At 61.5% G+C, this 26273-nt stretch carries 23 protein-coding genes; 13 read left to right on the top strand and 10 right to left on the bottom strand.

The genetic code is table 11. The annotated features are described in order from the left end of the window. The first annotated feature begins 2 nt into the window (after positions 1–2). Positions 3–833, top strand: a complete 831-nt coding sequence (locus AB7813_RS28105) for an ABC transporter permease (RefSeq protein ID WP_439084198.1) — start codon at positions 3–5, stop codon at positions 831–833. Further along, positions 830–2464: an ABC transporter ATP-binding protein gene (locus AB7813_RS28100; RefSeq protein WP_439082870.1), complete on the top strand. Its 1635-nt coding sequence runs from the start codon at positions 830–832 to the stop codon at positions 2462–2464. Before AB7813_RS28105 ends, AB7813_RS28100 begins: the two co-directional genes overlap by 4 nt. 135 nt (positions 2465–2599) lie before the next feature. Here the strand turns inward: AB7813_RS28100 and AB7813_RS28095 are convergent, their stop codons facing one another. Further along, entirely contained in the window at positions 2600–3904 is a 1305-nt protein-coding gene (locus AB7813_RS28095) for an NAD(P)/FAD-dependent oxidoreductase (RefSeq protein WP_441228900.1), read from the bottom strand. A gap of 123 nt (positions 3905–4027) precedes the next feature. On the opposite strand from AB7813_RS28095, the gene AB7813_RS28090 reads away from it, so the two are divergent. Further along, positions 4028–4885 (top strand): VOC family protein, encoded by an 858-nt coding sequence (locus tag AB7813_RS28090; RefSeq protein ID WP_439082872.1) that lies wholly within the window; start codon positions 4028–4030, stop codon positions 4883–4885. A gap of 151 nt (positions 4886–5036) precedes the next feature. Here AB7813_RS28090 and AB7813_RS28085 read toward each other — a convergent pair whose 3' ends face one another. From AB7813_RS28085 to AB7813_RS28060, 6 genes are all read right to left on the bottom strand, one after another. Continuing rightward, positions 5037–6419: a M20 family metallopeptidase gene (locus tag AB7813_RS28085; RefSeq protein WP_439082873.1), complete on the bottom strand. Its 1383-nt coding sequence runs from the start codon at positions 6417–6419 to the stop codon at positions 5037–5039. Between the two features lies 1 nt (position 6420). Continuing rightward, positions 6421–7764, bottom strand: a complete 1344-nt coding sequence (locus tag AB7813_RS28080; protein ID WP_439089092.1) for an aspartate aminotransferase family protein — start codon at positions 7762–7764, stop codon at positions 6421–6423. Positions 7765–7805: 41 nt separating this feature from the next. Beyond that, complete coding sequence (locus AB7813_RS28075) at positions 7806–8804, bottom strand: phosphotransferase (RefSeq protein ID WP_439082875.1); 999 nt, start codon at positions 8802–8804, stop codon at positions 7806–7808. Positions 8805–9148: 344 nt separating this feature from the next. Then, entirely contained in the window at positions 9149–9385 is a 237-nt protein-coding gene (locus AB7813_RS28070) for a DUF6719 family protein (RefSeq protein WP_231077788.1), read from the bottom strand. A gap of 5 nt (positions 9386–9390) precedes the next feature. Further along, complete coding sequence (locus AB7813_RS28065; protein WP_158596770.1) at positions 9391–9531, bottom strand: hypothetical protein; 141 nt, start codon at positions 9529–9531, stop codon at positions 9391–9393. 161 nt (positions 9532–9692) lie between these two features. Continuing rightward, entirely contained in the window at positions 9693–9953 is a 261-nt protein-coding gene (locus AB7813_RS28060; RefSeq protein ID WP_141137206.1) for a hypothetical protein, read from the bottom strand. Between the two features lie 463 nt (positions 9954–10416). Here AB7813_RS28060 and AB7813_RS28055 point away from each other — a divergent pair, with 463 nt between their 5' ends. After that, positions 10417–10671: a hypothetical protein gene (locus AB7813_RS28055; RefSeq protein WP_139285856.1), complete on the top strand. Its 255-nt coding sequence runs from the start codon at positions 10417–10419 to the stop codon at positions 10669–10671. Positions 10672–10710: 39 nt separating this feature from the next. Here the strand turns inward: AB7813_RS28055 and AB7813_RS28050 are convergent, their stop codons facing one another. The 3 genes from AB7813_RS28050 to AB7813_RS28040 all read right to left on the bottom strand — a co-directional run bounded on the left by AB7813_RS28050 (position 10711) and on the right by AB7813_RS28040 (position 13787). After that, positions 10711–12030: a UDP-glucose dehydrogenase family protein gene (locus AB7813_RS28050; protein ID WP_093759182.1), complete on the bottom strand. Its 1320-nt coding sequence runs from the start codon at positions 12028–12030 to the stop codon at positions 10711–10713. 71 nt (positions 12031–12101) lie between these two features. Then, the gene (locus AB7813_RS28045) at positions 12102–12893 is read right to left on the bottom strand and encodes an FkbM family methyltransferase (RefSeq protein ID WP_175366890.1); all 792 of its coding nucleotides are present in this window, start codon (positions 12891–12893) and stop codon (positions 12102–12104) included. 126 nt (positions 12894–13019) lie between these two features. Beyond that, the gene (locus tag AB7813_RS28040) at positions 13020–13787 is read right to left on the bottom strand and encodes a sugar transferase (RefSeq protein ID WP_120288785.1); all 768 of its coding nucleotides are present in this window, start codon (positions 13785–13787) and stop codon (positions 13020–13022) included. Between the two features lie 818 nt (positions 13788–14605). On the opposite strand from AB7813_RS28040, the gene AB7813_RS28035 reads away from it, so the two are divergent. From AB7813_RS28035 to AB7813_RS27995, 9 genes are all read left to right on the top strand, one after another. Beyond that, positions 14606–15334 carry a metallophosphoesterase family protein gene (locus tag AB7813_RS28035; RefSeq protein WP_315844356.1) on the top strand — a complete coding sequence of 243 codons (729 nt, stop codon included), beginning with the start codon at positions 14606–14608 and terminating at the stop codon, positions 15332–15334. A gap of 116 nt (positions 15335–15450) precedes the next feature. Next, positions 15451–16065: a polysaccharide biosynthesis/export family protein gene (locus tag AB7813_RS28030; protein ID WP_244528336.1), complete on the top strand. Its 615-nt coding sequence runs from the start codon at positions 15451–15453 to the stop codon at positions 16063–16065. A 309-nt stretch (positions 16066–16374) separates the two neighbouring features. Then, complete coding sequence (locus tag AB7813_RS28025) at positions 16375–17799, top strand: outer membrane beta-barrel protein (RefSeq protein ID WP_441228899.1); 1425 nt, start codon at positions 16375–16377, stop codon at positions 17797–17799. Further along, entirely contained in the window at positions 17780–20092 is a 2313-nt protein-coding gene (locus AB7813_RS28020) for a GumC family protein (protein ID WP_120288781.1), read from the top strand. Before AB7813_RS28025 ends, AB7813_RS28020 begins: the two co-directional genes overlap by 20 nt. Next, positions 20089–21510 (top strand): VpsF family polysaccharide biosynthesis protein, encoded by a 1422-nt coding sequence (locus tag AB7813_RS28015; RefSeq protein WP_439082877.1) that lies wholly within the window; start codon positions 20089–20091, stop codon positions 21508–21510. The genes AB7813_RS28020 and AB7813_RS28015 overlap by 4 nt, the downstream gene beginning before the upstream one ends. Further along, entirely contained in the window at positions 21507–22589 is a 1083-nt protein-coding gene (locus AB7813_RS28010; protein WP_439082878.1) for a glycosyltransferase family 4 protein, read from the top strand. The genes AB7813_RS28015 and AB7813_RS28010 overlap by 4 nt, the downstream gene beginning before the upstream one ends. Positions 22590–22657: 68 nt before the next feature. Then, complete coding sequence (locus tag AB7813_RS28005; protein WP_439082879.1) at positions 22658–23764, top strand: acyltransferase family protein; 1107 nt, start codon at positions 22658–22660, stop codon at positions 23762–23764. Between the two features lie 76 nt (positions 23765–23840). Then, on the top strand, positions 23841–24821 hold the full coding sequence (locus AB7813_RS28000) for an acyltransferase family protein (RefSeq protein ID WP_441228898.1): 981 nt from the start codon (positions 23841–23843) through the stop codon (positions 24819–24821). Positions 24822–24823: 2 nt separating this feature from the next. After that, the gene (locus tag AB7813_RS27995; RefSeq protein WP_439082881.1) at positions 24824–26263 is read left to right on the top strand and encodes an oligosaccharide flippase family protein; all 1440 of its coding nucleotides are present in this window, start codon (positions 24824–24826) and stop codon (positions 26261–26263) included. Positions 26264–26273 lie beyond the last annotated feature (10 nt).

Here is a 26273-nt window from a genome sequence, read left to right as displayed (position 1 = left end):
TGATGGACGCGATCAAACGTTATTTCCGCAGCCCGGCCGCCGTCGTCGGCCTGCTGCTCCTGCTGGTGGTCATCGTGATGGCCATCACCGCGAGCTGGATCTATCCGCGCGATCCGCTGGCGCTGGCTGGTCGGCCGCTGATCTGGCCGTTCTCCAATCCGCGCTTCCTATTGGGCACCGATAATTCCGGCCGCGATATCGCCGCGCAGATTTTCTACGGTGCGCGCATCTCGCTGCTGATCGGCGGCGTCGCGACTGTCATCGCCGTGGTCATCGGCGTGCTGATCGGCGCCTTTGCCGGCTATTATGGCGGCTGGGTCGATACCGTCTTGATGCGCATCACCGAGGCGTTCCAGACCCTGCCGAATTTCGTGCTGCTGCTGGTGCTCGTCGCCGTGTTCGGCTCGACCATCACCACCGTCACCGTCGCCGTCGGCATCGTGTCATGGCCGGCACCGGCGCGGCTGACGCGCGCGGAATTCATGTCGCTGCGCAGCCGCGAATTCGTCCAGGCCGGACGCACGCTCGGCATGAAAGACATTCAGCTCATTCTGGGCGAGATCCTGCCCAATGCGCTGCCGCCGGTCATCGTCTATGCCAGCGTGGTGATGGCGTTGTCGATCCTGCTGGAAAGCGCACTCGCCTTCCTGCGTCTCTCTGATCCCAACGTGGCGTCATGGGGCAACCTCATTGGTCTCGGCCGCGACGTGCTGCGCGTGCAGTGGTATGTCTCCGCAATCCCCGGCATCGCCATCCTGCTCACGGTGCTCGCCGTATCGCTGGTCGGCCAGGGCCTCAACGATGCGCTTAATCCGAGACTGAAAAGCCGATGAGCGCCGTGGACAATCCGATCCTCACCATCGACGGCCTCAGCGTGAAGCTGCCCAAGGGCGCCGACCGCTCGCATGCGCTGAACGGCGTCTCGATGGCGATTTCCGCCAATGAGATCGTCTGCGTGGTCGGCGAGTCCGGCTCCGGCAAGTCTGTCATGGCCAACGCCATCATGCGGCTGCTGCCCGGCGAAGTTGCCATCGATGGCGGCCGCGTGCTGTTCGAGGGCAAGGACCTCGCCAGCGCGTCCAATGCCGAGATGCGCAAGGTGCGGGGCGCCGGCATCGCGATGATCTTCCAGGAACCCATGACCGCGCTCAATCCGCTGCGCACTATCGGCGACCAGATCGGCGAGATGTTCGAGATCCATACCGAGCTCTCCAAGACCGAGATCAAGGCGCGCGTGCTGGGGCTGCTGCAGGACGTGCACATTCCCGATCCCGTACAGGCCGCACGTGCCTATCCGCACGAACTCTCCGGCGGCCAGCGCCAGCGCGCGATGATCGCCATGGCGCTCGCTCTTGATCCGCGGCTGTTGATTGCCGATGAGCCAACCACCGCGCTCGACGTCACCACGCAGGCGCAGATCCTCAAGCTGATCAAGGAATTGCAGACCCGCAGGAATACGGCGGTGCTGTTCATCACCCACGATTTCGGCGTGGTCGCCGAAATCGCCGACCGCGTGGTGGTAATGCAGCATGGCAACGTGGTTGAACAAGGTGCCGTGAAGGATGTGCTGACCAATCCGCAGCATCCCTATACGCAGCAGCTGATCGCCGCGGTGCCTCCGCTGACGGCGCCGCCACCGCGCGCACTGTCCGATGACATCATCCTGACGCTCGACAACGTGTCTAAGACCTATCGCAATGGCGGCTTTCTCGGCCGCGGCGTGCGCGTGACCCACGCGGTGAAGTCCGTCTCGTTGAAACTGCCGCGTGGTGCGACGCTCGGCATTGTCGGCGAGTCAGGTTCGGGCAAATCGACGCTGGCCCGCTGCATCATCAGGCTGATCGATCCCGATGGCGGCGCGATCGTGCTGGAAGGCAAGGACTGGGCGAAGCTCTCACGTGACGAGGTGCGCCGCGAGACCAAGCACATCCAAATGGTGTTTCAGGACCCGTTCGCCTCGCTGAACCCGCGCCGCAAGGCCGGCGATCTCGTGGCGCAAGGCCCGATCGTGCACGGTACGCCGCGTGCGCAGGCAGTGGCACAGGCGAAGGAGCTGTTTCGGCTGGTCGGCCTCGATCCGTCCGCCATCGATCGCTTCCCGCACGAATTCTCCGGCGGCCAACGCCAGCGTATCGGCCTTGCGCGCGCGCTCGCGCTGAAGCCGGACGTGCTGGTGGCGGATGAAGCCGTGTCCGCGCTCGACGTCTCCGTGCAGGCGCAGGTGTTGAAGATGCTGCACGAACTGCGCGAGCGGCTTGGGCTCTCGATCGTCTTTATCACGCACGATCTGCGCGTTGCCGCGCAGATTTGCGATCTCGTCGCTGTGATGAAAGACGGCGAAGTCGTCGAGCACGGATTGGCCGGCGAAGTATTCGGCAATCCGCAGCACGCTTATACCAAGGCGCTGCTGGCTTCGATCCCCGGCGGCGACTTTGCGCGCAGCCGGAAACCGGTGACGGTGTAGCTCCATCCCTCATGGTGAGGAGCGCGCACTTGCGCGCGTCTCGAACCATGAGATGGCTAGGTTCCGAGCTCGCGCCCATCCTTCGAGACGCCGCTGCGCGGCTCCTCAGGATGAGGGCTGAGTCTGTGGCGTACGCTAAGCCATCTCCTTCGCGTCCCTGCGGCGATAGACCAGCAGCATGAAGGGTGCGAGCAGACGCATGAGCCCATGCGCCGCAATCGGCACCGGCTCGGAGAATGGCAGCGCCAATTCGCTCTCCGGCACGCCGCGCACCACCTTCGAGAATTCATCGCCGAGCGCCACCGACAGTGCGACGCCGCGGCCGTTGCAGCCGGTCCAGCCATAGGCATTCGGCCCGAGCTTGTGCATGCGCGGCAGGAAGTCCGCGGTCATGCCGACATAGCCGTTCCAGACATAATCGAACTGGACATCGCCGATCTGTGGCCAGAGTCGTTTCAGCCGTTCGGCCACCATGACCTTCAGCCGCTCCGTCTTGTCGCCGAGCCCGACCACATTGCCGCCGGTGACGAGGCGATTGCGCGCGTCGTAGCGCGCGAAATACAGCTCGCCATGGGTATCGGACATCGACTGCCGGCCGGGGATGATGGTCTTGCGCGCCTCGTCGGACAACGGCTGCGTCGCCATCTGCCATGACAGCACCGGCATCACCTCACTCGCGATGCCTGGTGAGAGCTGCTTGGAGAATTCGCCGGTATAGGCATTGGTGGCGACGACCAGGCTGCGCGCGCGAACCTCGCCGTTCTTCGTCTTGACGATCCAGCGATCGCCCTTGCGCTCATAACTCTCCACCGGCGAGCGCGCATAGATGCGGCCGCCCTGCTCCAGCACCACACGCGCAAGGCCGCGTGCCAGCGCCAGCGGATTGATATGGCCGCCGGTCTTGTTCCAGAAGCCGCCAAACCACGCGTCGGAGCCGAGCAGCCCGCGCATCTGCTCGCGTGACAGCAGCTCCACCGGCGCGCCGTGCTTCGACCACTGCCGCACGCGGCGCTCCGCGATCTTGATGCGGCCCGGCGAATGCACCGGCTGGATCCAGCCGTTCTGTTCGGCCTCGGCCTGGATCTGATAGCGGCGCGTGAGATCGAACAGGATCGAGGCGCTGTCGCGGATCAGTCCGACGAGGCGTTCGCCGGCGGCTCCGTAGCGCTTGATGATATCTTCGGGATCGGGCCGCGACAGCGTCGGGATCACCTGGCCGTTATTGCGCCCCGAAGCGCCCCAGCCCGGCTCCATCGCCTCGACCACGGCGACATCGACGCCGGCTTCGCGCAGATGCAGCGCTGTCGAGAGCCCCGTGAAACCACCGCCGATGACGACCACATCGGCCTCGACAGAGCCTTTCAGCTCGGGCAAGTCCGGACCTGGAGGCGTGACGCCGGCCCAGAGCGACTTCGGCCAGGGCACGTTTGCGGTATCCATCGTCACGCCTTTCTGCAGCATCAATCATGCATTGCGCCGCGCAACCGAACATAACCGTTCTCTTGCGGCACCCCTGCATTCTGCATAGTTTACGCGCCTGATCCATTGCAAGGTAATGAGCACGTGACGCTGAAAAACATCGTTGGAATCGACCACGCCGTGGTCGTCGTCAAGGACCTCGACGCCGCCGCTGCGAACTGGAAGAGCCTCGGCTTTACAGTGTCGCCGCGCGGCACCCACAGCGCCAAGATGGGCTCCGGCAATTACACCATGATGCTCGGCCCGGACTATGTGGAGCTGCTGGGCGTGCTTAACGAGACCGAGCACAACGCGCCGACGCGGGCGTTTCTCGCCAAGCGCGGCGACGGCATCGAGCGCATCGCCTTCACCACCACCGACGCCGCTGTCGGCGCCGAGGAAATCCGCGCGCGCGGTTACACGCCGATCGGCCCGACCGATTTCGAACGCCCGGTGACGATGCCGGACGGCAGCCTGAGCGCGGCGAAATTCGCCACCTATCAGTGGCCCTATGAGGAAGCCCCCGGTGGCCTCCGCATCTTCGCCTGCCAGCACAAGACCCGCGAGACCGTGTGGATTCCCGAGCTGCAGGTGCATGCCAATACGGCCAAGCGCCTGAAGAAGGTGTTCATCGTCACGCCGGAGCTGGAGAAGGACGCACAGCATATGGCGAAGCTGATCGACGGCGCTGCGCGCAGCGAAGCCGATGGCACTGTCGTCGTGCCGTCAGGCGGCGACCGCGCGGACTTTGTATTCGTCACCAAGGACGTGCTTGCGAAGCACTTCCCCGGCACATCGCTGGCCGGCATTCCCGAGCGTGGCGGCATTTCGCTGGTGTTCGGCGTGGCTGATATTGCAGCGGCCGAGAAGGCCGTTGGATCAGCTGGCAGCCGCAGCGATGTCGGCGTCGTCGTGCCGCCGAGCAAGGGCAACGGTGTGTTGCTGGCGTTTGTGAAGGATTGAGAGGGCGCTGCCCCCTCCTCGTCATCCCCGGGCTTGACCCGGGGATCCATCTTTTTGAAGATGACGGGTGCGAAAGATGGATGGCCGGGTCAAGCCCGGCCATGACAGCGCAAAGCACGAGCGCCGTTGCTCATCGTTACTATCGCAACGATTAGGCCCGCACAGGCGCCTCACCCAAATCCCAGAACAACCCCGCCATGATGTTCAGCGCCTCCTCCGTCACCGGCAAGAGAATGTGTTCATCCGGCGCGTGCTGCGAGCAGCCGGGATAGGAATGCGGCACCCACACGGTGGGCAGGCCGAGAATATCCGTGAACACGTCATTCGGCAGCGAGCCGCCGAAATTCGGCAGCAGCGCCGGCGCGCTACCCGTGCTCTTGCGAACAGACTCGACGGCCCAGCCAACCCAGGGATTGTCGATATCGGTGCGTGAGGCCGAAAAATATTGCGACTGGCTCACCTTGATGTCGGCAAAACCGTTTGCGGCAAGGTGTTTCTCGATTGCCGGTACGACATTCTCGATGTCGGTGCCGACGACGAAGCGAAGCTGCAGCACCGCGCCGGCCTTGCCGGGAATGGCATTGGCGGGATTGTTGATATTGCCCGCATTGATCGCCAGTACTTCCAGCGTATTCCAGGCATAGAGCCGTTCCGCCGGCGACAATCCGTCTTCGCCCCAATTCTCCGACAGAGCCGGTTCATCAGCCGACGGCGCGACGATCACGTCAGCCAGAGCCGCACGGACCTGATTGGAAATGCGCGGCGGCTTCAGTGCGTCCAGCAGGATGCGGCCGTTCCTGTCGACCAGCGTCGCTATTGCCGAAGCGAGGATCGTCGCGGGATTGGCGAGCAGCCCGCCCCAGTTGCCGGAATGGTGCGCGCCGTCGCGCAGCTCGATATCGAGATGAATGCGGCGGCCGCCGCGACAGCCGAGAAAGATCGTCGGGCGCTCGGCCGACAGCCGCGGGCCGTCGGAGGCGAGAAACAGATCGGCCTTCAACGCATCGCGATGGGCTTCGCAGACTTTGGGAAGATCGGGGGAGCCGATTTCTTCGCCCATCTCGATGATGAACTTGGCATTGAAGCCGAGTTTGCCGCCGCGCGCTTCATGCACCGCGCGAAGAGCGGCGATGTTGATGGCATGCTGGCCCTTGTTGTCGGCGGTGCCGCGGCCATAGACGCGCTCGCCAACACTCGTGCAGCGCCACGGATCGAGCCCGTCGCGCCATTCGCCTTCCATGCCGGGGACCACATCGCCATGGCCATACATCAGCACGGTCGGCAGATCGTCGCTCTCATGATAGGTCGCGAGCAGATGGGGCCCGCGCCCCGATGGCGACGGGATGATGTCAGTCGTAAAGCCGAGCGCCGTGAAAGTCGGCGTCAGTTCCTGCTCGAGATAGGCGCGCAGATCGTCGGCGCGCTTGTCGCTCTGGCTCTCGGTCTTGTAGCCCACCATGCGATCGAGCGTGGCGAGGAAATCCCCCGACGTGAACTGCGCGTTGACCCGCGCGATGGCATCAATCCGTGTCATCTCAGAGCGATGCCATCACGGCTTCGGCCTCGGTCAGCAGCCGGTCGGCATTTGCCTCGGTGAAGACCAGCGGCGGACGAACCTTCAGCACATTGGCATGAGGGCCCGTCGCCGAGATCAGCACGCGGCGCGCGCGCAGGCCATTGACCACGGCAGATGCCGCGGCGGCATCCGACTCCTTGGTGCTGCGATCCTTTACGAGTTCGACGCCGACATAGAGGCCGGAGCCACGGACGTCACCGATCTGCTCGTATTTCTTCGCCAGTGCATGGAAGCCGTTGCGCAGGACCTTGCCGACCCGGAGCGAATTCTCGACCAGCTTCTCGTCGCGAATGACATTCAGCACCGCCTGCGCGGCCGCCATCGCCACCGTATTGCCACCGAATGTGTTGAAGTAGCGGTTGTCGCGGCCGAATTTCTCCACGATCTCCGGCAGCATCACGGCGGCAGCAACGGGGTAGCCATTGCCCATCGGCTTGCCCATGGTGATGATATCAGGCGTGATGCCGTGGCGCTGATAGCCCCAGAGCTTTTCACCGCTGCGGCCGAAGCCGGACTGCACTTCATCGGCGATGAAGACGCCGCCCGCCTTGTGCACGACATCGAGCACCGGCTTCAGCACGTCGGTCGGGTGCGAGAAGATGCCATCGGACGAGAACATGGAGTCCGCGATGAAGGCGGCGACACCGACGCCGCGGCGTTGCAGGTCAACGATCTGCTCGGACACCTTCTCGGCCATCCACGCGCCGATCTTTTCCGGCGCGATGCGATAGGAATCCGGTGCGGGCACGCGACGCACATAGGTGCCAAGCGGCGAATACGGCCCGAGCGACGGCGAGAAGCCCGCAGTCAGCTCCGAATTGCCGTGATAGGCTTCTTCGGTGATGATGATGCCCTGATTGCCGGTGTGATGCTTGGCCATGCGGACGGCGAGATCATTGGCTTCCGAGCCGGTGCAGGTGAACATCACATGCCGCTTCGGCCCGTCGAACGTGCCGAGCAGATCCTCGGCATAGTCGAGAATGCCCTTCTGGATATAGCGCGTATGGGTGCAGATGGTCTGCGCCTGCTGCGTGATCGCATCGACCACGCGCGGATGGCAGTGGCCGACCGACACCACATTGTTATAGGCGTCGAGATATTCGTTGCCCTCTGAATCATAGAGCAGCACGCCCTTGGCGCGCGCGACCTCGACGGGGTTGCTGTAGAACAACCGATAGGCCGGGCCGAGCAGATCGCTGCGTCGCGCGACGAGCTTGCGGCTCTCTTCGGTGAGGCCGGTTGCCGTGGCGGGGTCGAAGCCGTTGACCATCTTGCCGCGCGGGGCGCTGGTGACTGCGGTCATGTTGTTGTTTCCTCTGGAAGCAGGGTCGGATGTGGCAAAGATTATCTGGCGAAGTCCATCAACTGATCGGAGATCTCGTCCATCGAGCGGGCGATGAACCAGTCCATCTGCACCCAGGTCTGCTCATTGTTGCGCAGGACATAGGCGGCGACGGACGGCACCCGGTTGGCCATAGCCGTGGACAGCAGCAGGCGCGTCGCCAGACGCGAGAAGATCAGATGCGGAATGAGGCTCAGTTCTTCCGCCGTCAGATCGGCGATGGACAGATAGCCTTTGAGCAGATCGCGGCCATCGGCAAAGACATCGCCGTCCATCGCGACGGGCAACTGATTGAGCATCGCTGTCGAGGCGTCGATGGCAATCGCGGTGCGGACCGTGTCGCCGAAATCGATGATGCCGCTGACGAAACCCGGCAGCGACGCATCGACGACAATGTTGGAGCGGGTGAAATCATTGTGCAGCACCTGCATGCGGCACTGTTTGAGCCGGGTTTCGATGGCGGCAAAACGCTCGAGCGCCGCCTCGACCTTGCGGCGCTGGTCGGCATCGGTGATTTCCGCCAGCAGGTCGCGCAGCGTGAGCAGGTTCTTGACGTCCCATGCGACGACCCGGGAGTCTGACGGATGGCTGAAATCCGCCAGTGCGAGACGGAGTCGCGCCAGCAATTTGCCGATCTCGGCCCGTCCCGACTCCGTGGACGGCACCTCACTCAGGGGCTGGCCTTCGAGATAGGACATCATCCGCACCTGCCGGTTCTGGCCGGCACGATCCACATAATTGAAATGCCGTTCACCCTTGTCGTTGGGGATGACACGCGGCACCGGCAGATCGGGCGCACGCGCCGCGACGTGATCGAGCACCTGCACCTGCAGATCAATCTCGGGGATATCCTCGATGGGGTTCGCAACCTTCAGGATAAAGCGCGGCCCGCTTGCCGGCGCGATCCGGAAGGTGTCGTCCTTCTCGGTTGCAAAGCGCGTCGGACGGCCTTCGATGCCAAAACGCTCGCGGGCGAGATCGACGGCCTCATCATCCGTCATGTTTATATACGATGCCGCGAGTCCGCCCTGCATTGCACCCGGACGCGCGGAAGGCTCAAATGTCACCTGAACTGATCCATCTCGATTCGGAATCCGGCACGTCGCGGCCGGTACGCGCGACCATAGCAACGCTGTTCCCGCTTGTCAGGGTGTCCGCGCGAATGCGGGCATTTTCGACGAACTAAGCCCGCATTTTCTGCCTTTGCTGCCCATTTGGGCACGGATTTCGCAGAAGCCACGTCGCATACGCGCCGCATCCATCCATGCGACACCATCTACGCTATGGCGCTGGCCGGCCGGCGATGCAGCAGGCAACGACGTAAGCGCCGTTGCGGTGGCCTTGGCTATTTGCCCTTGACGACACCTGGCCGCACATCGCTGATCGGCACACAGCTCTTCTTGCGACGCTGGTTGTTCGGCGCACCTTGCACCTTCAGCACCTTGCCCGCCGAACACGAACCGTTGTCGACGAACACGGTCGCATACGGATCCATCATCAAAGGTTCGAAGGAGAGAAATTTTTGCGCGAAACACGGCTGGGCGACGGCCGTCAGGAACAGTCCAAGTAAAATAGTACGCACGACGATTATCTCACATAGATGACAAGACCGCCGATGATCACCAGGGCCGCGATAGCAAGAACATGGGCGCATGCGATCGAAACCGCCTCGACGGCGGAACCGACCTTCTGCCTGAGCTTCGACTCCTTGAATCGGAGCATAGGCATGCGAGACGCCACTTGCGCCTTGAAACGAGAGTCAGTCAATGAGCAGTCCCCAAATGCCGGCGCAAGATGTGTCCCACTCTGCCGACGAGCAAAGACTTGCGGTCAAATGAGGCGACAGTGAGTCAGGGTAACAGCCGACAATGATCACCGGGATTCGTCGGTCAGTTGGATTCCATGATCCATGCCCTGCCCGCTTGCGCGACGGACGGCGCAACATCGCGGCCGCAGAACTCCGCAGCGCGCTCGAATTGTTCCTGAATTTCCGATGTTACCACCCCATTTGCGGCATCGAGTTCCCGCAGCGAGATGGTCGATGTGAAGGTTCCGGCAAAACAGCTGCAGAACTTTTTGGAATCGCTCGAAGGTTTATTCGGCCGCTTGCGAAAGTGATTCGAACAGCTTGTTTCCAGATTGTTCGCCATCTGATCGATTTCGTTCGCATAGATCGGGGACGCGATCACGGCGGCAAGTGCCAGTATAAATGTAGTTTGTCTCATAGTGCGATCATAACCTCGGTACTCCAGCAACGCATCGTCACTCTGTCGTCATCCTCAGGTTCCATGGGAGAAAGCTCGTGCTCACGCGCCTGTGTTCGGTATTCCGACATTCGGGGTTGAATTGTTGCAATTGTGACGGTTGAACAAATGAGCCGCATTGGCGATGTTCGCGGATGGGGCGGATGCCGAAAGTGATTGTGATTCTGCGATCTGCGGTCTGAGCGCCGCATTATTCGCTTATTCAATGGGTTCTCTGCTACGCGACGATCTCGGCATTTCCAGCAGACATGTCAGGTCGATAACGCTACACTGTCCGGGATTGATTGCGCTGTTGCTTGCGCTCGAATTCCTGAGCACCAACTGGACCACGCCGTTGCAGGATAGCGGCATGCCCCATAGGGACGCCTTCATGGACAAGATCGCTCCGCATAAAGTCACGAAGGCCGATATCGTCTTCTCCGTCGGCCGCGGCCTCGTGATGGCCGCAGCCATCATCGGCGCCACATATTTCCTTGGAAGCTGGTATCTCGGCGGCAGCGACCTGGAATCGATCTACCAGACTGAAAGCTATAACGACGCCTCCACGACGCCGCGAAGCGAACATGCGACTGCGCCCGGCACAACGGAGGAAGCGACGCAGTAAAACACTGCGCGCCTCCTCGCATCTGCGCAGATGCGCTGGCTAGTAAGCCACTGCTTGCGGCCGCCCGACGCCGCTATAGAGAAATCCGTTCCGCGTCACTTCATCCGGCGAATAGATGTTGCGGAGATCGATGATCACCGGACAGGCCATGATCGCCGCCATCTCCTTCAGATCGAGCGCGCGGAACTGCTCCCATTCGGTGACGATGACCATGGCGTGACACCCGCGGGCGCATTCATAGGGCCCCTCGCAAAAGGTGACATTCTCGAACACCTTCTTCGCCTGCTCCATGCCCACGGGATCATAGACCCGCACCTCGGCGCCCATATCCTGCAGCGCCGTGATCAACGGGATCGACGGCGCGTCGCGCATGTCGTCGGTATTCGGCTTGAAGGTCACACCGAGAATGGCGATGGACTTGCCGCGCAGATTGCCGCCGAAGGCATGCGCCACCTTGCGTGCCATGGCGCGCTTGCGCTGGTCGTTGACGGCAACCACGGTCTCGACGATGCGCAGCGGCGCTTCGTAATCCTGGCCCGTCTTGATCAGTGCCAGCGTGTCCTTCGGAAAACACGAGCCGCCATAGCCCGGTCCGGCGTGCAGGAACTTCAGGCCGATCCGGTTGTCGAGGCCGATGCCCCGCGCGACTTCCTGCACATTGGCGCCCACCTTCTCGGCGAGATCGGCGATCTCGTTGATGAAGGCGACTTTCGTGGCCAGGAATGAATTGGCGGCGTATTTGGTCAGTTCGGCCGTGCGGCGATCCGTATACATGATCGGCGACGAGTTAAGATGCAGCGGCCGGTAGACTTCGGCCATCACGTCCTTGGCACGCTGGTCGCTGGAACCGATGACGATACGGTCGGGATGTTTGAAGTCTCTGATAGCCGCGCCTTCGCGCAGGAACTCCGGATTCGAGACCACGGCGAATTCCGCCTCCGGGTTCTCCTCGCGAATGATGCGCTCGACCTCGTCGCCGGAACCGACCGGCACCGTCGACTTGTTGACCACCACGGTGAACTTCTTGATGGCCTTCGCGATCTCGCGCGCCGCTGCATAGACATAGGACAGGTCCGCATGACCGTCACCACGCCGCGATGGCGTGCCGACGGCGATGAACACCACCTCGGCCGCACCGACAGCAGATGTGACATCGGTAACGAATTTGAGACGTCCCTGCTTGGCATTGCTCGCGACCAGCGCATCGAGACCAGGCTCATGGATCGGAATCTCACCGTTGTTCAGCGCATCGATCTTTCCCTGATCCGTATCGACGCAGGTGACGTGATGGCCGAAGTCCGAAAAGCACGCCCCCGACACGAGCCCCACATAGCCAGCGCCAATCATGGCAATTCGCATTGCATGTCCTGTCTTGTAAACAGTCCGCGGTCAGAACGACCCGGACATCCCCCGAGAATTCCGCATGCGCCTCAGCTGTTGAGGATCAACTCGCCGTCGAGATGCTGCGGAAAGAAAAAGAAGTTGTTGACGTAAGCTTGCCCGGGTTTACGGCCACCATTGGGCAACAGCGCATCGGCGTCCTGCATTTCCCCGGCGTTGAAATGATCGATGGAGATCACCTCGTCGTCCTGGAGGAAGAAGCCGCGATAGGATTTGTCGCGAAAGAAATCGAACACCGAGCGCGTCGCCTCGGCACGGTGGCGATCCTCAGCCTCGACAAGGAAGACCGGCTGGCACCGGTCGATCAGGCCGACGGCTCCATGCAAGACGCTCAACTCGTGCCCCTCGACGTCTACCTTCACGAAGGACACGTCCTCGCGCACGACACCATCGAGACGCGCCAATGGAACATGCGTGGTGATCAGTTGCTTCACCGACGGTTCGTATTGCTGTTCGAGCGATGCCCGCCCGTAAACAAGGCCATCCTCGCCTTGCGGTGTGTAGAGCTCGGCATCGCCTTCATGATCCGAGAGAGCCACTTCATGGATGCGCACATTGGACGCGGAGGTACGCCGGAGCAGATCGGCCATCTCACGCGACGGCTCGAACGCATGGACCTGACCGGACAGTCGCGCCAGTTGCTGGGTATAGAGACCGCAATTGGCGCCGACATCCACCGTGACGGCCCCCTGCGGCACGATCTTGTCGAGATAAGCCAGTTCACGCTCCGCCGATTTGGGACGCTTCATGAAGCGCCAGCGCAGATACATCGACGGGAAAGCGTCTTTCAAGAGCTGCTTGGTCCGTTGCGTCGCCGTCATGGCTGTCACCCTTCGTTCGAGGCTGGTTTCAAGGCAAAACAATTCCGGGCGCCGGACGGAGGTCCGCCAGCGCAATGTCTGCAATGTGTGGTGTGATCGATGCCGCCGCTCAATCGGTCGTGGGCATCAGAAGGCATTACCGGAGAGGAATTCGCGTCGGACGGTTTGCACGATGATCGTGATGTCCATACGCATCGACCATTTCTCGATATATTCGAGGTCGTAATCGATGCGCGAGATCGCCCGGGGCGCCTCCACGGTGCTGCCGCGACAGCCGCTCACCTGGGCCAGGCCGGTGATGCCGGGCCGCGCGCTGTGACGCGTAAAATAATACGGCACGAGATCTTCATAGAGCACGTTGGCGGCCAGCATGCCCGGAACATGGGGCCGCGGCCCAACCAGAGACATATCGCCCTTGAGCACGTTGATCAGCTGCGGAATTTCGTCGAGGCTGGTCTTGCGCAGCAGCTTGCCAATCCGCGTCACCCGGGCGTCGCCTTCGACCGTCTGCTGAATGCCGCGCTTGTCGCCGGCATCGGTGCGCATTGAGCGGAACTTGTAGATCTTGAAGAACCGGTTGCGGTAGCCATAGCGATACTGGGTAAAGAACACCGGTCCCGGCGAGGTCGCCTTGATGATGATTGCGATCGTGATCAGCAGCGGCGCGAGAAACAGCAAGGCCGAGCCTGCGGCCGCAATGTCGAACAATCGCTTGGCAATCGACTCCGACGGCTCGCACCGGGCAACCTGGTTCGTCCGGCGGCTGCGATAGGCGCTATTCCGATAGGACCCGTGGCCGGCAAACTCGACCGGCCGCACTGAAATGAGCTGCCGCTCCTTCCAGAGCGGCGTCACCTTGTTGCGATCAAAACCAACTGAAACTGTAGAGGCCATGCTCTCGCTCCCTGCTGGAACTTTGGTGCGCGATAATCGAACAGAAACATGCCTATGTGGCAGGCATGCGAATTCAGAACTCTTCCCTTCGACGAACATTCGCAATTGCGAAACCATCTTCGTCGATCAGCAAGAACCTTCATCCCTGAAGATTTCTTAACTGTGCGAACGAATTAGGGCGGCAAAACGGTATTGGCGTGTAACATTACGCAGTCGCAATATTGATATAATTGTGCGGCGCGCAAAATTCTTTGTGCACGGAAGCGCTTAGATCATTTTGTGGGTCTATTGCGCTGCATCACGCTCACAGCAGCCATGCAAAATAATTACACGACGCAGATCGATGAATTGCATCGCGTCGCTGCGAGATCGGGTGCATGATCTCCGCAATTAACAAATAGCCACCAAGCAGCAATCGATTCGAGCTTGATTTTTCACTCGATACTAAAGCGCGCCCATTATGTTGCGCACTGAGACTGCTCACTCCGCCAGATATTTCGGCATCGCCATGGTCGCTCGACGAACACCTCAGATGACTACAGGGGACATTTCATTTCCCCCGCGCGCGATCGCCGTGGATAAGGCGGCGATCTCGAGCCCTGTGGACAGTTCTACCAGCGATGTGCACAACGCATCTGGCCGCAAACTGCGAAATAGACTTCTTCTTATCAATGCGGCCGTCTGGGTCGCTGTGATCGTCGCCGTTCGCATCATTTTCTTCTGAGCTCATCGCTATCCCCAAAGCTTTATGAGTCCCAAGGCGTTGCGCGGCCGATTGAATTTGACCGCGACGGTTCCCTGATCGTAGCTTGCGCGAAATGCCGCGCTCCCTCTCCAGGTCAGATTCGAACAAGGCGGCACTGCCGCCCGATACGCGTATCTATGCTATCGGCGACATTCACGGGCGCGCCGACCTGCTGCAGGAGACCATCGCGCGCATCGATGAGGACATCCGACGTCGCCCGATCACCTATGCGGCAGAGGTCTATATCGGCGATTACATCGATCGTGGCGCGGATTCGAAAGGTGTGATCGATTTGCTGGCAGTCCGCATGGTGCACAACCATGCAATCTGCCTACGCGGCAATCACGAAGCCATCATGGAAGACTTCCTAGAGGATGCCAGCGTACTTGAGCACTGGCGCCAACTGGGCGGACTTCAGACTCTCGCGTCCTATGGCGTTTCTCCATCGCGCACGGCAACGGCGCGCGACGTGCAGAAAGCCTTTCATGCCGCATTCCCTCCGGCGCATGACGCTTTCTTGCGTTGCCTGCGGAACAATATCAGATGTGGCGACTTCTTGTTCGTTCACGCGGGCATTCGTCCCAATGTTCCGCTGTCGTCTCAAGATCCGCATGATCTGATGTGGATCAGGGACGAGTTTCTGGATTCAAAGCGCGATCATGGCGTCTATGTGGTGCACGGACACACGCCGGTTCCCCATGCAGATATTAGAGATAACCGTGTGAATATTGACACAGGTGCGTGGCGCAGCGGCATCCTCACGTGCATTGCCATCGAAGGCACAGAGATTCTGGTTCTCTAAGAAGACATTAGTACGCAATCTGCGCACTCTCTGAGTACGCCACATTCTTTCGCCGTTTTTTGCCGGACACTCTCGCGCAATTGTCGTCTGCATCAATTGTCATCGAATTGATGCAGATGATCACATTGATGTTGTGTTGGGGGTCTACCATGTTGCGAACGAACCGATGCGCCGGCATTTTGATAGTACCGGTGCTTTCATTTTTCCTTGCTGGCGTCGCTCCGTCGATCGCGCTCGCACAGGACCAGCGGGTTTCTGCGGCTTCGCCGTCAGGCACCTATCTTCTTGGACCAACTGACAGGATCCGTCTGAAGGTCTATGGCGAAGCTGATATCACCGGTGAATATGAAGTCGACAGCAACGGATTTGTATCGATTCCCCTTGCGGGCCACGTGAAGGCCGCTGGACTGACCACACGGCAATTAGAGAAGGGCATCTCCTCCGCGCTGGCCAAGGGAATCGTGCGAGACCCACGCGTGAATGTGGAAATCGCACTGTATCGCCCCTTCTATATCCTCGGCGAAGTGAAGAAGAGCGGCGAATACCCTTATCGCATGGGCCTGACCGTGATGGACGCCGTCGCAACTGCCGGTGGATTCACCTATCGCGCCAATGAGAACAAAGTGTATTTGCGGCGATCGGGCTCAACCGTCGAAGAGATCTATGCGCTCGATTCGCCAGTCCTGGTATTTCCCGGCGACAATGTGCGTGTCCCAGAACGATACTTCTGAACTCATCATTTTTGATTTTGTCTGATGTGTAGTGACCGATGCGCGCCTTCATGTCGCGCGTCGCCATAGTCTCGACTTTTTGCGATGCGTATTCTTGTGCAGTGCGACGAACTTTACTTCGCACTTCACATTGTGGGCAGCAAAGAGAAGGGCGTTTCATCAGACGAGTGTTGAGTGCGCTAGTGGGGGCGCGACATTCATCACGGGCTTGCTGAGTTTGTAAGCGCCAGGATGAATTTCTAAGCGGCAATCAAGTCTCGACGACAATTCGATAGCGGAGGAATGCATGTCCTTCGCAAGGGATGAGTGATGAAATGTACGTTTGTATCAGCAGGATCGGATGCGATCGGCGAAGGACCGGAGGGGCTGCGGCCGATTCCCGTCACGCGCCGCGCTCTCCGTATCGCGCCATGGCCGGTCACGGCGATTCTGCTTGGTATTGCATCACCCGCCAATGCTCAGGCGATCCCGGCAACCAGCGACGAGCTCGCGCCGCCCTGGAATGCGCAACGGATTTTCGAACCGTCCGCGCTGCCCGATCTGGTCGACCGGGATAACCGCGAAGCAGTAGCGCCAGAGGACATGCCAGTAAAAAAGCGACAGCAACCTGGTTATGAACCCGTCGGCATCCGCCAGGGATCCTGGATGTTCAACCCGTCGCTGATGACGGGCGCACTCTATGACAGCAATGTGTTTGCCTCGAACACCCAGAAGCGCGGCGACGTCGCGGCGGTGATCGAACCCAGCCTGCGTGCTCACACGCTGTGGGAACGACACGGCATCGACATCAAGCTCAATTCACGAACCACGGCCTATAACGAAAATTCAAGCCTCGACCAGACCGATGTGAGCCTGAAGGGCGCCGGCTGGATCGATATCGCCAACGATATGGTCGTGCTGGGCAGTTTCCAGATCGCGCATCTCAATGAGGGTGTGGGTTCGCTGAGCTCGCCTTCCAAAGCCGTGACACCGACGCCTTATAATCTGATGTCCGGCGACCTGACCGTCCGCAAGGAATTCAACCGGCTGGCGACATCGATCGGTGCACGCGTCGACTCCTACGATTACGGTACGGCGCGCGCGCAGGATGGCAGTCTGATCGACCAGAGCAGCCGCGACGGCCAGATCTATGCACTTCACGGCCGCGTCGATTATGCGTTCTCGCCTGTGCTCGGCTGGTTCGGCGGCGTCGAAGGCAACCAGCGCAACATCCGCGGCGTGCCCGGCCAGACGCTGGACTCCACCGGCTATCGCGCTTTGTCCGGCTTGACCGTCGGTTTCGGCAATCTGCTCCGCGGCGAATTCGGCGGCGGCTATGTCGAGCAGCGCTTCGACAATCCTCTGATTGGCACCGTCGACGGGCCATCCTATCGCGCCAAGCTCACATGGAGCCCGACGCGATTGATGGACATCCACGTCAAGGCCGAACAACTGGTCACGCAGACATCCGATACCAGCTCGACCGGCGTGTTGGCCAATGCCGTGCAGGTCGGCGTCGACTACGAACTGCGTCGCAACGTCATCCTGTCGCTGGCGGGCGCCTATGAGATCGATCGCTTCTTCGGCCAGGCCCGCAAGGACCGCGTGACCACGACCAATGCCAGCGTGAAGTATTTGATGAACCGCTTCAGCGCGATCTCGGCCTATCACCGCTACACATCGCGCGACAGCGATATACCCACCTTCAGTTACGACAAACACCAGGTAGGGCTCAATGTTACAGCGCAATTTTGATCAGCCTTATCCGGCGGCACCGGAACCGGTTCCGACCGCCGTTGCCGGTTGGCAGGCGCCGACCGTCGATCTCCGGGAAATGGCGCGCATCCTGCGCCGGCGCTGGCGCGCGGTCGTGCTGCCCGCCGCCGTGCTCGGTGGTATCGCCCTCGCTTATGTGGCGACGGCGACCACACTCTATACTGCGAACTCCACCGTACTGGTCGATCCCCGGCGCGCCAATGTGGTCGAAACCAATCAATCGGTGCTGACCAATTTCGGCACGGACGATGCGACCATCGAAAGCCAGACGCTGCTGATCCAGTCGCTGACCATTCTGCAGCGTGTGGTCGACAAGCTGAAGCTGACGCAGGATCTCGAGTTCATGCCAAAGCCCGGCCTACTCGATCCGATCCGCAATCTGTTCCGCAGCAGCAGCCCAGTCGATGGCGTGAGCCCCGAAGACGCCGCGCGTGCATACTCTATATATCTGCTCCAGCGCCGCATGAAGGTGACACGACAAGGCACGACATTCCTGGTCGATATCGCCGTCAGCTCGGAATCGCCGCAGAAAGCCGCGACCATCGCCAATGCGGTGGCTGACGCCTATTTCGAGGAACAGGTCCGCGCCAAATTCGACGCGACGCGCATCGCAGCCAAATGGCTCGGCGGCCAGATCGATGCGCTGAAGAACCGCGTCGTCACCTCCGAACAGGCCGTCGCGGACTATCGTTCCGCCAATAACCTCGCGGTCTCGCAGGGCGTAACGGTCAACGACCAGCAGATCACCGATCTCAACAGCAAGCTGATTGCTGCCCGGGTGCAGACCGCCGAGGCGCGTGCCAAGTTCGATCAGGTGCAACAATTGGCGAAAACCGGCGGCGATGCCGGCGGGCTCAATGCCGCCGTCTCCTCGGAGATGGTGACCAAGCTGCGCGCGCAATATGCCGATATCGCCAAGAACGAAGCCGACCTGACCAGCAAATATGGTCCGCGGCATCCGCAGGTCGCCAATGTGCGGGCGCAGCTCAAGGACACGCAGCGGCTGATCAACGAGGAAATCGGGCGCATCGTGCAGGGCACGGCGCATGATTATGACGTTGCGAAATCGCGCGAGGCGTCGCTGCAGGACAGTTTCGACAAGCTGCAGGGCGTCTCCAGCACGTCCGGTCAGGCCGTGGTCCGGCTGCATGAGCTGCAGCGCGAGGCCGAGGCCAACCGCACGCTCTATGAGTCATATCTCGCGCGCTCGAAGGAGACGACGGCGCAGGAAAGCCTGGAGATGCCGGACTCCCGCATCGTCAGCTTTGCCAGCATCCCGCTCAAGCCCTCCGCGCCGAAGACCATGCTTATTCTCGGCTTTGCCATCCTGCTCGGCCTCGGCGGCGGCACTGTGCTGGCATTCCTGACCGACTACCTCGACGGCCGGATCAAGACGCTGGAACAGGCCGAAGAGATTTCGGGCGTTCCCGCCCTGGCAGCGCTGCCGTCGATCAGCAGCCGCGAACTCGCTGGACGTGCCAAACGCGGCCGCACCGAACTCGGCAATTACGATCCGCGCACCATGCGGCTGCTGCCGGCTGCATTGCAGCCACCACTGATGCGCTATGCCATCGAGGAGCCCGGCACATTCTTCGCCGAAGCGATCCGCGCCGTGCGTCTGGCGATCCAGCGTGCGCGCAAGATCGACACGGTCAAGGTCGTGCTGGTGACATCGGGCCTCGAAAGTGAAGGCAAGACAACCTTCGCCGGCAATCTCGCACTGTCCTTCGCCACGCTGGGCATCAAGACGCTGCTCATCGACGGCGATCTGCGCAATCCCGGCCTGACCCGCGCCGTCAGCCCCAATGCCGATGCCGGCCTCCTGCAGGTGGCGACCGGCGAAGTGTCGCTGGAGCGCGCCATCCTGCTCGATCGCAGCACCGGCCTCTCGATTCTACCCTCCCCCGCTATCAAGGACGTCGATGCCATCACCGAGTTGATGTTCTCCGAGCAGATCGTCGAAATCCTCGACCGCCTGAAGTCACATTATGAACTGATCATCATCGACTCGCCGCCGCTGATTCCGCTGGTCGACGGCCGCGCGCTGGCCGAACTCGCCGACCGAATTTTGCTGGCCATGGCCTGGAATCAGACACCGCGCGAAGTCGTCGCCCACACGATGGAGCTGCTGGCTCCGGTGCATGATCGCATTCTCGGCACCGTGCTGACCCAGGTCGATCTCAGCAAGATCCGCTTCTACGACTATTATCGCAGCTCGGCCTATCTGAAGCCCTATGGCGTCGCCGCCGCCAGTGCGGGAGCTGCGCGTTGACATTGGCCCGGACCGCGCCGCTCAGGCTGCATCGCAACGGCGCCGGCGCCGCGGCGGGCTCGCGTGCACGCGTTCCGCAACGACGCCAGATCGTCAACACTGCCCAACTCATTAATTTGATGATCGTCAGCGTGCTGCTGGGCGCTATCGTCGCGATCTTCACGCTGTCCGGCGGCGTTCTGACCAATCTCAAGATTCACTATCTGACACCCGGCGGCAATTTTCTCGAGAAATTGCACCCCGGCACCTATGCGACATTCATCGCGACGCTTTTGCTGCTGATGCGCGACGGTGACCCGATCGGTGAGATCAACCGTGCCTTCACGGACGCCAAGCTTTTGTTGGTGCACCTGTTCTGCTGGTTCGTCCTGCTGATCCAGATGTTCGTGCTGGAACGCCCGTTCACGGTCATCATCGACACGTTCCTGCTGCCGGTGCTGCTGTGCCTGCTGATCTGGCGGCTGACGCCGGCGCAGCGGCGGCCGCTGGTCTGGGCCATCCATGCGACACTGCTGCTCAACATCCTGATTGGCTATTACGAATATTTTTCCGGCCATCGCATCATTCCGCTGACACTCGGCAGCGTGCTGGTGGTCGGTGAATGGCGCTCGGCTGCGCTCCTCGGCCATCCGCTGACGGCCTCGGGCATCGTCGGCGCCTATATCATGGCGCTGGTGCTGCGACCGGCCATCTGCCCGCCGATCATGATCCGCGTGCCATTGATCGCCTTCAGTCTGGGCTCGCTGATGGCCTTCGGCGGCCGTACCGCGCTGATGACGGTATTGTTCGTGTTGGCTTGCCTCGGTCTGCTTGAGACCATCCGGCTGATCCGCGGCAAGCGGGTGCCGTTGCTGTTCGCTGTCGGCGCAATCTGCTTTCTTTTTGCGGCGGCAGGCGTCGTGTTTGCTGCGCTCTATCTCGGCATCTTCGACAAGATGCTGCTGCGCTTCTCGTCGGACAAAGGCAGCGCCCTGGCGCGCTTTGCGACCTTCGACATGCTCAATCATTTCCAGTGGAGCGAACTGATTCTCGGGCCCAATCCGGTTCGCGTGAACGCGCTGCAGTCGCAGCTCGGTTTGAATTATGGCATCGAGAACTTCTGGGTGTCCTGCATCGTGCAATTCGGCCTGATCCACACCATCCTGATCACACTGGGCCTGACCTGCTTCTTCATCGAACTGCTGCGCCGGTCGGACCGCGCAGCCTTCGCCATCTTGCTGCTGATCCTGATGATTGCGGCAAGCTCGGTGAGCTTCTCGTCGAAGAACATCCAGCTGGCGCAACTCGTTCTGCTCATCGCGCTGCTGTTGCCGCGCGAACGCGCGCCGGCCGTGGCGCCACCCCGCCATGTCCATCAGCGGCCGCCGATGGCGGCTCCGCATGTCCGCGCCGTCCCCCGGGATCAGGAGTTTGCATGACTATCTATGTCGATCACACCCATCTCGGACGCCATGTGACCGGGCTCGAACGGATCACACTGGAGCTGTTTTCGGAACAGGCGCTGGCGCCGCTCGATGTCGTGCCCATCACCTCGCGTGGCACCGGCCAGATGGTGGCGACGCAGACTTTCGGGCTGCCGATGCGCCTGGCGTCTCCCTCGTCGTTCCTGCTGTGTCCCGGCTTTCCGCCAAGCCCGCTGCTGCGGATGTTTTCATCACGTGTGCTGCCCTATATGCACGACGACTTCCTGCTGACGCGACAGGCCGATCTCAATGCCCGCGCCCGACTCTATATGGCGACGCCTTTCAAGATCGCGCTCAAGAACTATCCGCGATTCCTGACCAATTCGCGCGACACCCAGCGCAAGCTCGCCGAGCATTGTCGTCCGGACGCCGAGATCACGCTGTATCGCCCACCAGTGCGCAACGTGTTCAAGCTGGAATCCGCCGAGCGCGCCGAGCGTGAACCCGAGACGTCGCCGCTGCGCGTCGTGGCCCTCGGCACCGTCGAGCCACGCAAGAACTTCATCGCCGCGGCCAATATCGTCCGTGAATTGCGCCAGCACGGCTTTCCCGGTGCCACCCTCGATATCGTTGGTCGCAAGGGCTGGGGCGATGACTGGAAGACGCTGGAGCGCATGTCGTGCGTGACCTTGCATGGCTACCAGTCGTCCGAGAACGTGACGCGTATTCTCAATGAGGCCGATATTTTCCTTTGCACCTCGCATGATGAAGGTCTCGGTTTGCCACTGCTCGAAGCCCAATATGCCGGCCTGCCGATCGTGGCGCCAAATGCGCCCGTCTTCCACGAAGTACTGGGCACATCCGGCGTCTTCATCGATCCGTCGGACCACGGCACCGCGGCGTCGCAGATCGGCGGGGCTATCGCGGCTTCGCAGTGGCGCAGGCAGTATGTTGCAGCAGCTACCGAAAACCTCGCGCGCTGGAACGCGCTGGCGGCGAGCGACCACGACATCGTCATCGACCTGATCGCCGAACTCGCCGGCGGGCAGCTGGCCGGCCGTCGTTCGGCGGCGAAGCCCAACGTCGCGCATTAGGACCGCGACGCCGGCGTCCACGCCGGATCGGGGCCACGCCTGGTCCGTTCAACAGGGGATATTGCTTCTTGCAGGATATCGACACCAGCACACGACATCTGGACGGGCTGCGCATCGTTGCGGCCAGCGCCGTCGTGATCCTGCACTATTCGGATTACATCAAGGAACTGCCAATTGGCCGCTTCATGGTGGACCACACTTGGCACTTCAATCTGTTCGTCGACCTGTTCTTCGTCATCTCCGGCTTCGTCATTGCGAGCCAGTATCTTGCGAAGGTGGGCTCGCCCGCGGCGGTCGGCCGCTTCCTGTGGCGGCGCCTAGCGCGGATCTATCCCCTACATCTGGCGACGCTGGCTTTCTATATCCTGATCGCACTGGCGCTTCATGCGGGCATCGCCAAGACCGACAACCCGGCACGTTATCCGTTCTCGGACCTGCCGGCGCAGTTCCTGCTGCTGCACGCCATCGATGGCGACCGGCTGACCTTCAATTTTCCGAGCTGGTCGCTGTCGGCAGAGTTCTTTTGCTATGTGCTGTTTCCGCTGATGGTGCTGACGATCGCGCGGAGCAGGAGGGTGATTGTGGCCCTCGTCGTGCTGCCGCTACTGGCCAACAGCATCTATGCCGTTGCCATGGGCACCGAGCCCTGGCCGGACTGGATCAACAAGGGCGGCGCCTTCCGCGCTTTGCCTGCCTTCAATCTCGGCATCGCCTGCTGGCTGTTTCGCGACCGGATTGCCCGGCTTCCAGCGATACCGGGCCTGCTGACCACGGCCCTCGTCCTGTTCCTGATCTTCGGCGCGCAGCTTCCGATCATGGCAGCACTGGCAGTCATCTATCTCATCGCGGTGCTCGCCATCCATCACGACCTCTCGGGCCAGACCACCCTGTTCTCGCGCCTTGGCTTCGAGCGCTGGTCGTCGCTGACCTATTCCTCCTACATGCTGCATATTCCGGTCGCGACCGTCGTCCTCACGCTGGCGGCACGCTTTCTTGCTCCCGTCATTCCCGGTGGCAAGCTGACCCTGGTGCCGCTGGCCATCGCCGTTCTTGCCGCTGCCAGCATTCTGTCCCTGCGCTATTTCGAGACGCCCATGCGGCGCGCTCTCAATGACGCTTATGATCGCCATTTCAGCACACGAATTGCCGCGGCGACGGTGCCAAGGCAGACGTGACCTGATGGTGGATGCAACACAGACAATGTCCGGGACGGCGCGGCCGCTGGCTCAAACGAGGACGGCCAGCCGGGATGTGGCCATCGACAGCATGCGCGGCCTCGCCATTCTGATGGTGATCGGCATCCATTCGCTGCAGCAACCGCTCGATGCATCGTGGAAGACCATGCTCGATGCAGCGCTGCGTCCCTGTGTGCCGATCTTCCTGTTCGCGTCCGGCTATCTGACCGCGCTGTCGGGCCGCGTTCCACTCGGCAAGCGCGTCATGGCCGCATTGATCCCCTACGCCATCGCTTTCGCTGCGGCCTATCTCTACATGGCGCTGCAGAACCCGGCGATGGATCACCGCCCAACGACAACGGCTGCCCGTTTCGTGCTCGCTTACGTGTTCGTGTATTATTATGTCTTCGTCTATCTCGGCTGTACGCTCATGCTCTGGCTGACCCTGTGGTTTGCCCATCGTGAGCCGACCCAAGCCAATGAGCGACTGCGCCTCGTCCTGATGCTCGCCCTCGCCTTCGGCCTGATCATCGGCAGCTACGTCGATCCCCTGCTGATCCAGCGCGGACTGTCCGATGGGCTGATCGAGGAAGTGCGCATGCGCGATATCCCATTCTGGTTCAGCTTCGTGGCCCTGGGAATGCTGGTCGCCGGATCGACGGCGCGGCTGGCCCTTCCGCGGATGCGCCTGACACTCACTGCCGCGGCACTGCTGGCCTATGTGATCTATGCGACAGCGAGACTGCTCAAGATCGGCGACGCCGCCGATTATGATTCGATGGCGTTCTTCGGCTATGCCGCTGCGCTCTGCGTCCTGTTGCTCGCACTCGGCATCCGCGCGCCGGTCCTGGCCATGCTCGGGTCCGGCAGCTACTTCATCTATCTCTGGCATATTTTCATTGTCATGGCCTTGCGCGATCATGGCGGACTGCGCCAGTTCGGCCCGGTTGCGGGGACATTTCTGATGTATGCCATCACCGTCGCCCTGAGCCTTGTCGCGTTGCTCGCCGTGCAACGATGGGCGCCGCCGCGCGCGGCCCGCTGGCTCGGAGCCTGACCATGCTACTGAAGCGCACCATCCTTTATCTTCCGGCCCAAATCGTCGGGCCGATGTTCCAGCTGATCGCGATGATCGTGTGGACCCATGTGGTCAACGAGCATACGCTGGGTGTGATCACGCTGATCACGGCAACGCATGAGCTGCTGCAGATCGCGTTCCTCGCCTGGTGGTCGCAATATGCGCTGCGCTTCTTCGGCCGCTATCAGGACGGCGAACAGGCCGAACGCTTCTATCGCACCGAGAATGTCGTCATTCTTGTTTCGCTGGTGCTGCAGAGCGCCGCCGTCATCGGCGTGCTCTATACGGTCATCGCGACTGACACCAACCCGGCGCTGCTCGGCGCCACAATCGCTTATGTCATCAGCCGCTCTCTCAATCTCTATATCGCCGAACGCGCCCGGGTCCGGCACCAGATCGGCGTCTACTCGATCCAGCAGATCGTCGGACCGTCGATCGGCTTCATTCTCGGCCTGGTACTCATCAAGCTGATCGGCCCATCGCCGGAATGGCCGCTGCTGGGCTATGCCGCCGCGCAGCTCTTTGCCGCTTTGGTCGTCCTGCCCCATATCGGCTACAGCCGCCGCCTGTGGCCGATCGATCGCGAGATCATTCGCCATGCGGTGAGCTACGGGATTCCGCTGATCATCGGCGGTGCGCTGGGCTGGGTCGGCCTCAATGCGTCGCGCTTTATCGTCAACGACATGCTCGGCGTCGCCGCCGCTGGTCTTTTTGCCGTTGGTTATGGTCTGGGCCAGCGCGCCGCGGCAGTGGCTGCGATGCTGGTGACGGCAGCGGCTTTCCCGCTGGCGGTCAAGAGCATGGAGCAAGGCGGCAGCAAGGCCGCAATGCGCCAGCTTGCCGACAACAGTGCACTGCTCATCGGCATTCTGGCGCCGAGCATTGCGGGCATCTTCCTGCTACGGGCCGAGATCGTGCACCTGCTGATCGCCACGCCGTTTCAACAGGTGACGCTGGCAATTCTGCCTCTCTCGGCCCTGGCCGGTTCGATCCGCAACATCCGTGCCCATTTCGGCGATCAGGTGTTTCTCCTGCACAGCAAGACACAGCTGATGATCGTGGTCTCCAGCATCGACGCGCTGGTGACGATCGTGGCGAGCTTCATCTGTATCCACTATTGGGGACTCGTCGGTGCGGCCGGCGCGACAGTGCTGTCCGCCATTGCCGCAGCGCTGGTCAGTTTCATCATCGGTTTTTCGAAATTCGGCCTGACCCTGCCCTGGGCGCATCTCACCCGCATCGTCCTCGCAACCGGGGCCATGGCGGCACTGCTGACGCAACTGCCCGAGGCGCCCAACCATGTCCTGCTGGCAGCACATGTCGCCGCAGGCGCGGCGATCTACGTGTTGGTCCTTGCCATCCTTTACGGGCCGACGTTGCTTCGGATGCTGCGCCGGCAGCCGCAACTCTCGGAGCTCTAATGTCGTGAAA

This window comes from Tardiphaga sp. 20_F10_N6_6 (assembly GCF_052076045.1).
Taxonomy (GTDB): Bacteria; Pseudomonadota; Alphaproteobacteria; order Rhizobiales; family Xanthobacteraceae; genus Tardiphaga; species Tardiphaga robiniae.
The sequence above is the reverse complement of the archived record's forward strand: the minus strand, read 5'-3'. Positions and strand labels throughout refer to the sequence as shown.

Coding starts and splice junctions, on each gene's coding strand:
- AB7813_RS28025 (WP_441228899.1), top strand. CDS start 16,375: ATGAAATGTACGTTTGTATCAGCAGGATCGGATGCGATCGGCGAAGGA.
- AB7813_RS28080 (WP_439089092.1), bottom strand. CDS start 7,764: ATGACCGCAGTCACCAGCGCCCCGCGCGGCAAGATGGTCAACGGCTTC.
- AB7813_RS28075 (WP_439082875.1), bottom strand. CDS start 8,804: ATGACGGATGATGAGGCCGTCGATCTCGCCCGCGAGCGTTTTGGCATC.
- AB7813_RS28060 (WP_141137206.1), bottom strand. CDS start 9,953: ATGGCGAACAATCTGGAAACAAGCTGTTCGAATCACTTTCGCAAGCGG.
- AB7813_RS28045 (WP_175366890.1), bottom strand. CDS start 12,893: ATGACGGCGACGCAACGGACCAAGCAGCTCTTGAAAGACGCTTTCCCG.
- AB7813_RS28085 (WP_439082873.1), bottom strand. CDS start 6,419: ATGACACGGATTGATGCCATCGCGCGGGTCAACGCGCAGTTCACGTCG.
- AB7813_RS28100 (WP_439082870.1), top strand. CDS start 830: ATGAGCGCCGTGGACAATCCGATCCTCACCATCGACGGCCTCAGCGTG.
- AB7813_RS28050 (WP_093759182.1), bottom strand. CDS start 12,030: ATGCGAATTGCCATGATTGGCGCTGGCTATGTGGGGCTCGTGTCGGGG.
- AB7813_RS28055 (WP_139285856.1), top strand. CDS start 10,417: ATGCCCCATAGGGACGCCTTCATGGACAAGATCGCTCCGCATAAAGTC.
- AB7813_RS28065 (WP_158596770.1), bottom strand. CDS start 9,531: ATGCCTATGCTCCGATTCAAGGAGTCGAAGCTCAGGCAGAAGGTCGGT.
- AB7813_RS28010 (WP_439082878.1), top strand. CDS start 21,507: ATGACTATCTATGTCGATCACACCCATCTCGGACGCCATGTGACCGGG.
- AB7813_RS28020 (WP_120288781.1), top strand. CDS start 17,780: ATGTTACAGCGCAATTTTGATCAGCCTTATCCGGCGGCACCGGAACCG.
- AB7813_RS28040 (WP_120288785.1), bottom strand. CDS start 13,787: ATGGCCTCTACAGTTTCAGTTGGTTTTGATCGCAACAAGGTGACGCCG.
- AB7813_RS27995 (WP_439082881.1), top strand. CDS start 24,824: ATGCTACTGAAGCGCACCATCCTTTATCTTCCGGCCCAAATCGTCGGG.
- AB7813_RS28035 (WP_315844356.1), top strand. CDS start 14,606: ATGCCGCGCTCCCTCTCCAGGTCAGATTCGAACAAGGCGGCACTGCCG.
- AB7813_RS28095 (WP_441228900.1), bottom strand. CDS start 3,904: ATGGATACCGCAAACGTGCCCTGGCCGAAGTCGCTCTGGGCCGGCGTC.
- AB7813_RS28030 (WP_244528336.1), top strand. CDS start 15,451: ATGATCACATTGATGTTGTGTTGGGGGTCTACCATGTTGCGAACGAAC.
- AB7813_RS28105 (WP_439084198.1), top strand. CDS start 3: ATGGACGCGATCAAACGTTATTTCCGCAGCCCGGCCGCCGTCGTCGGC.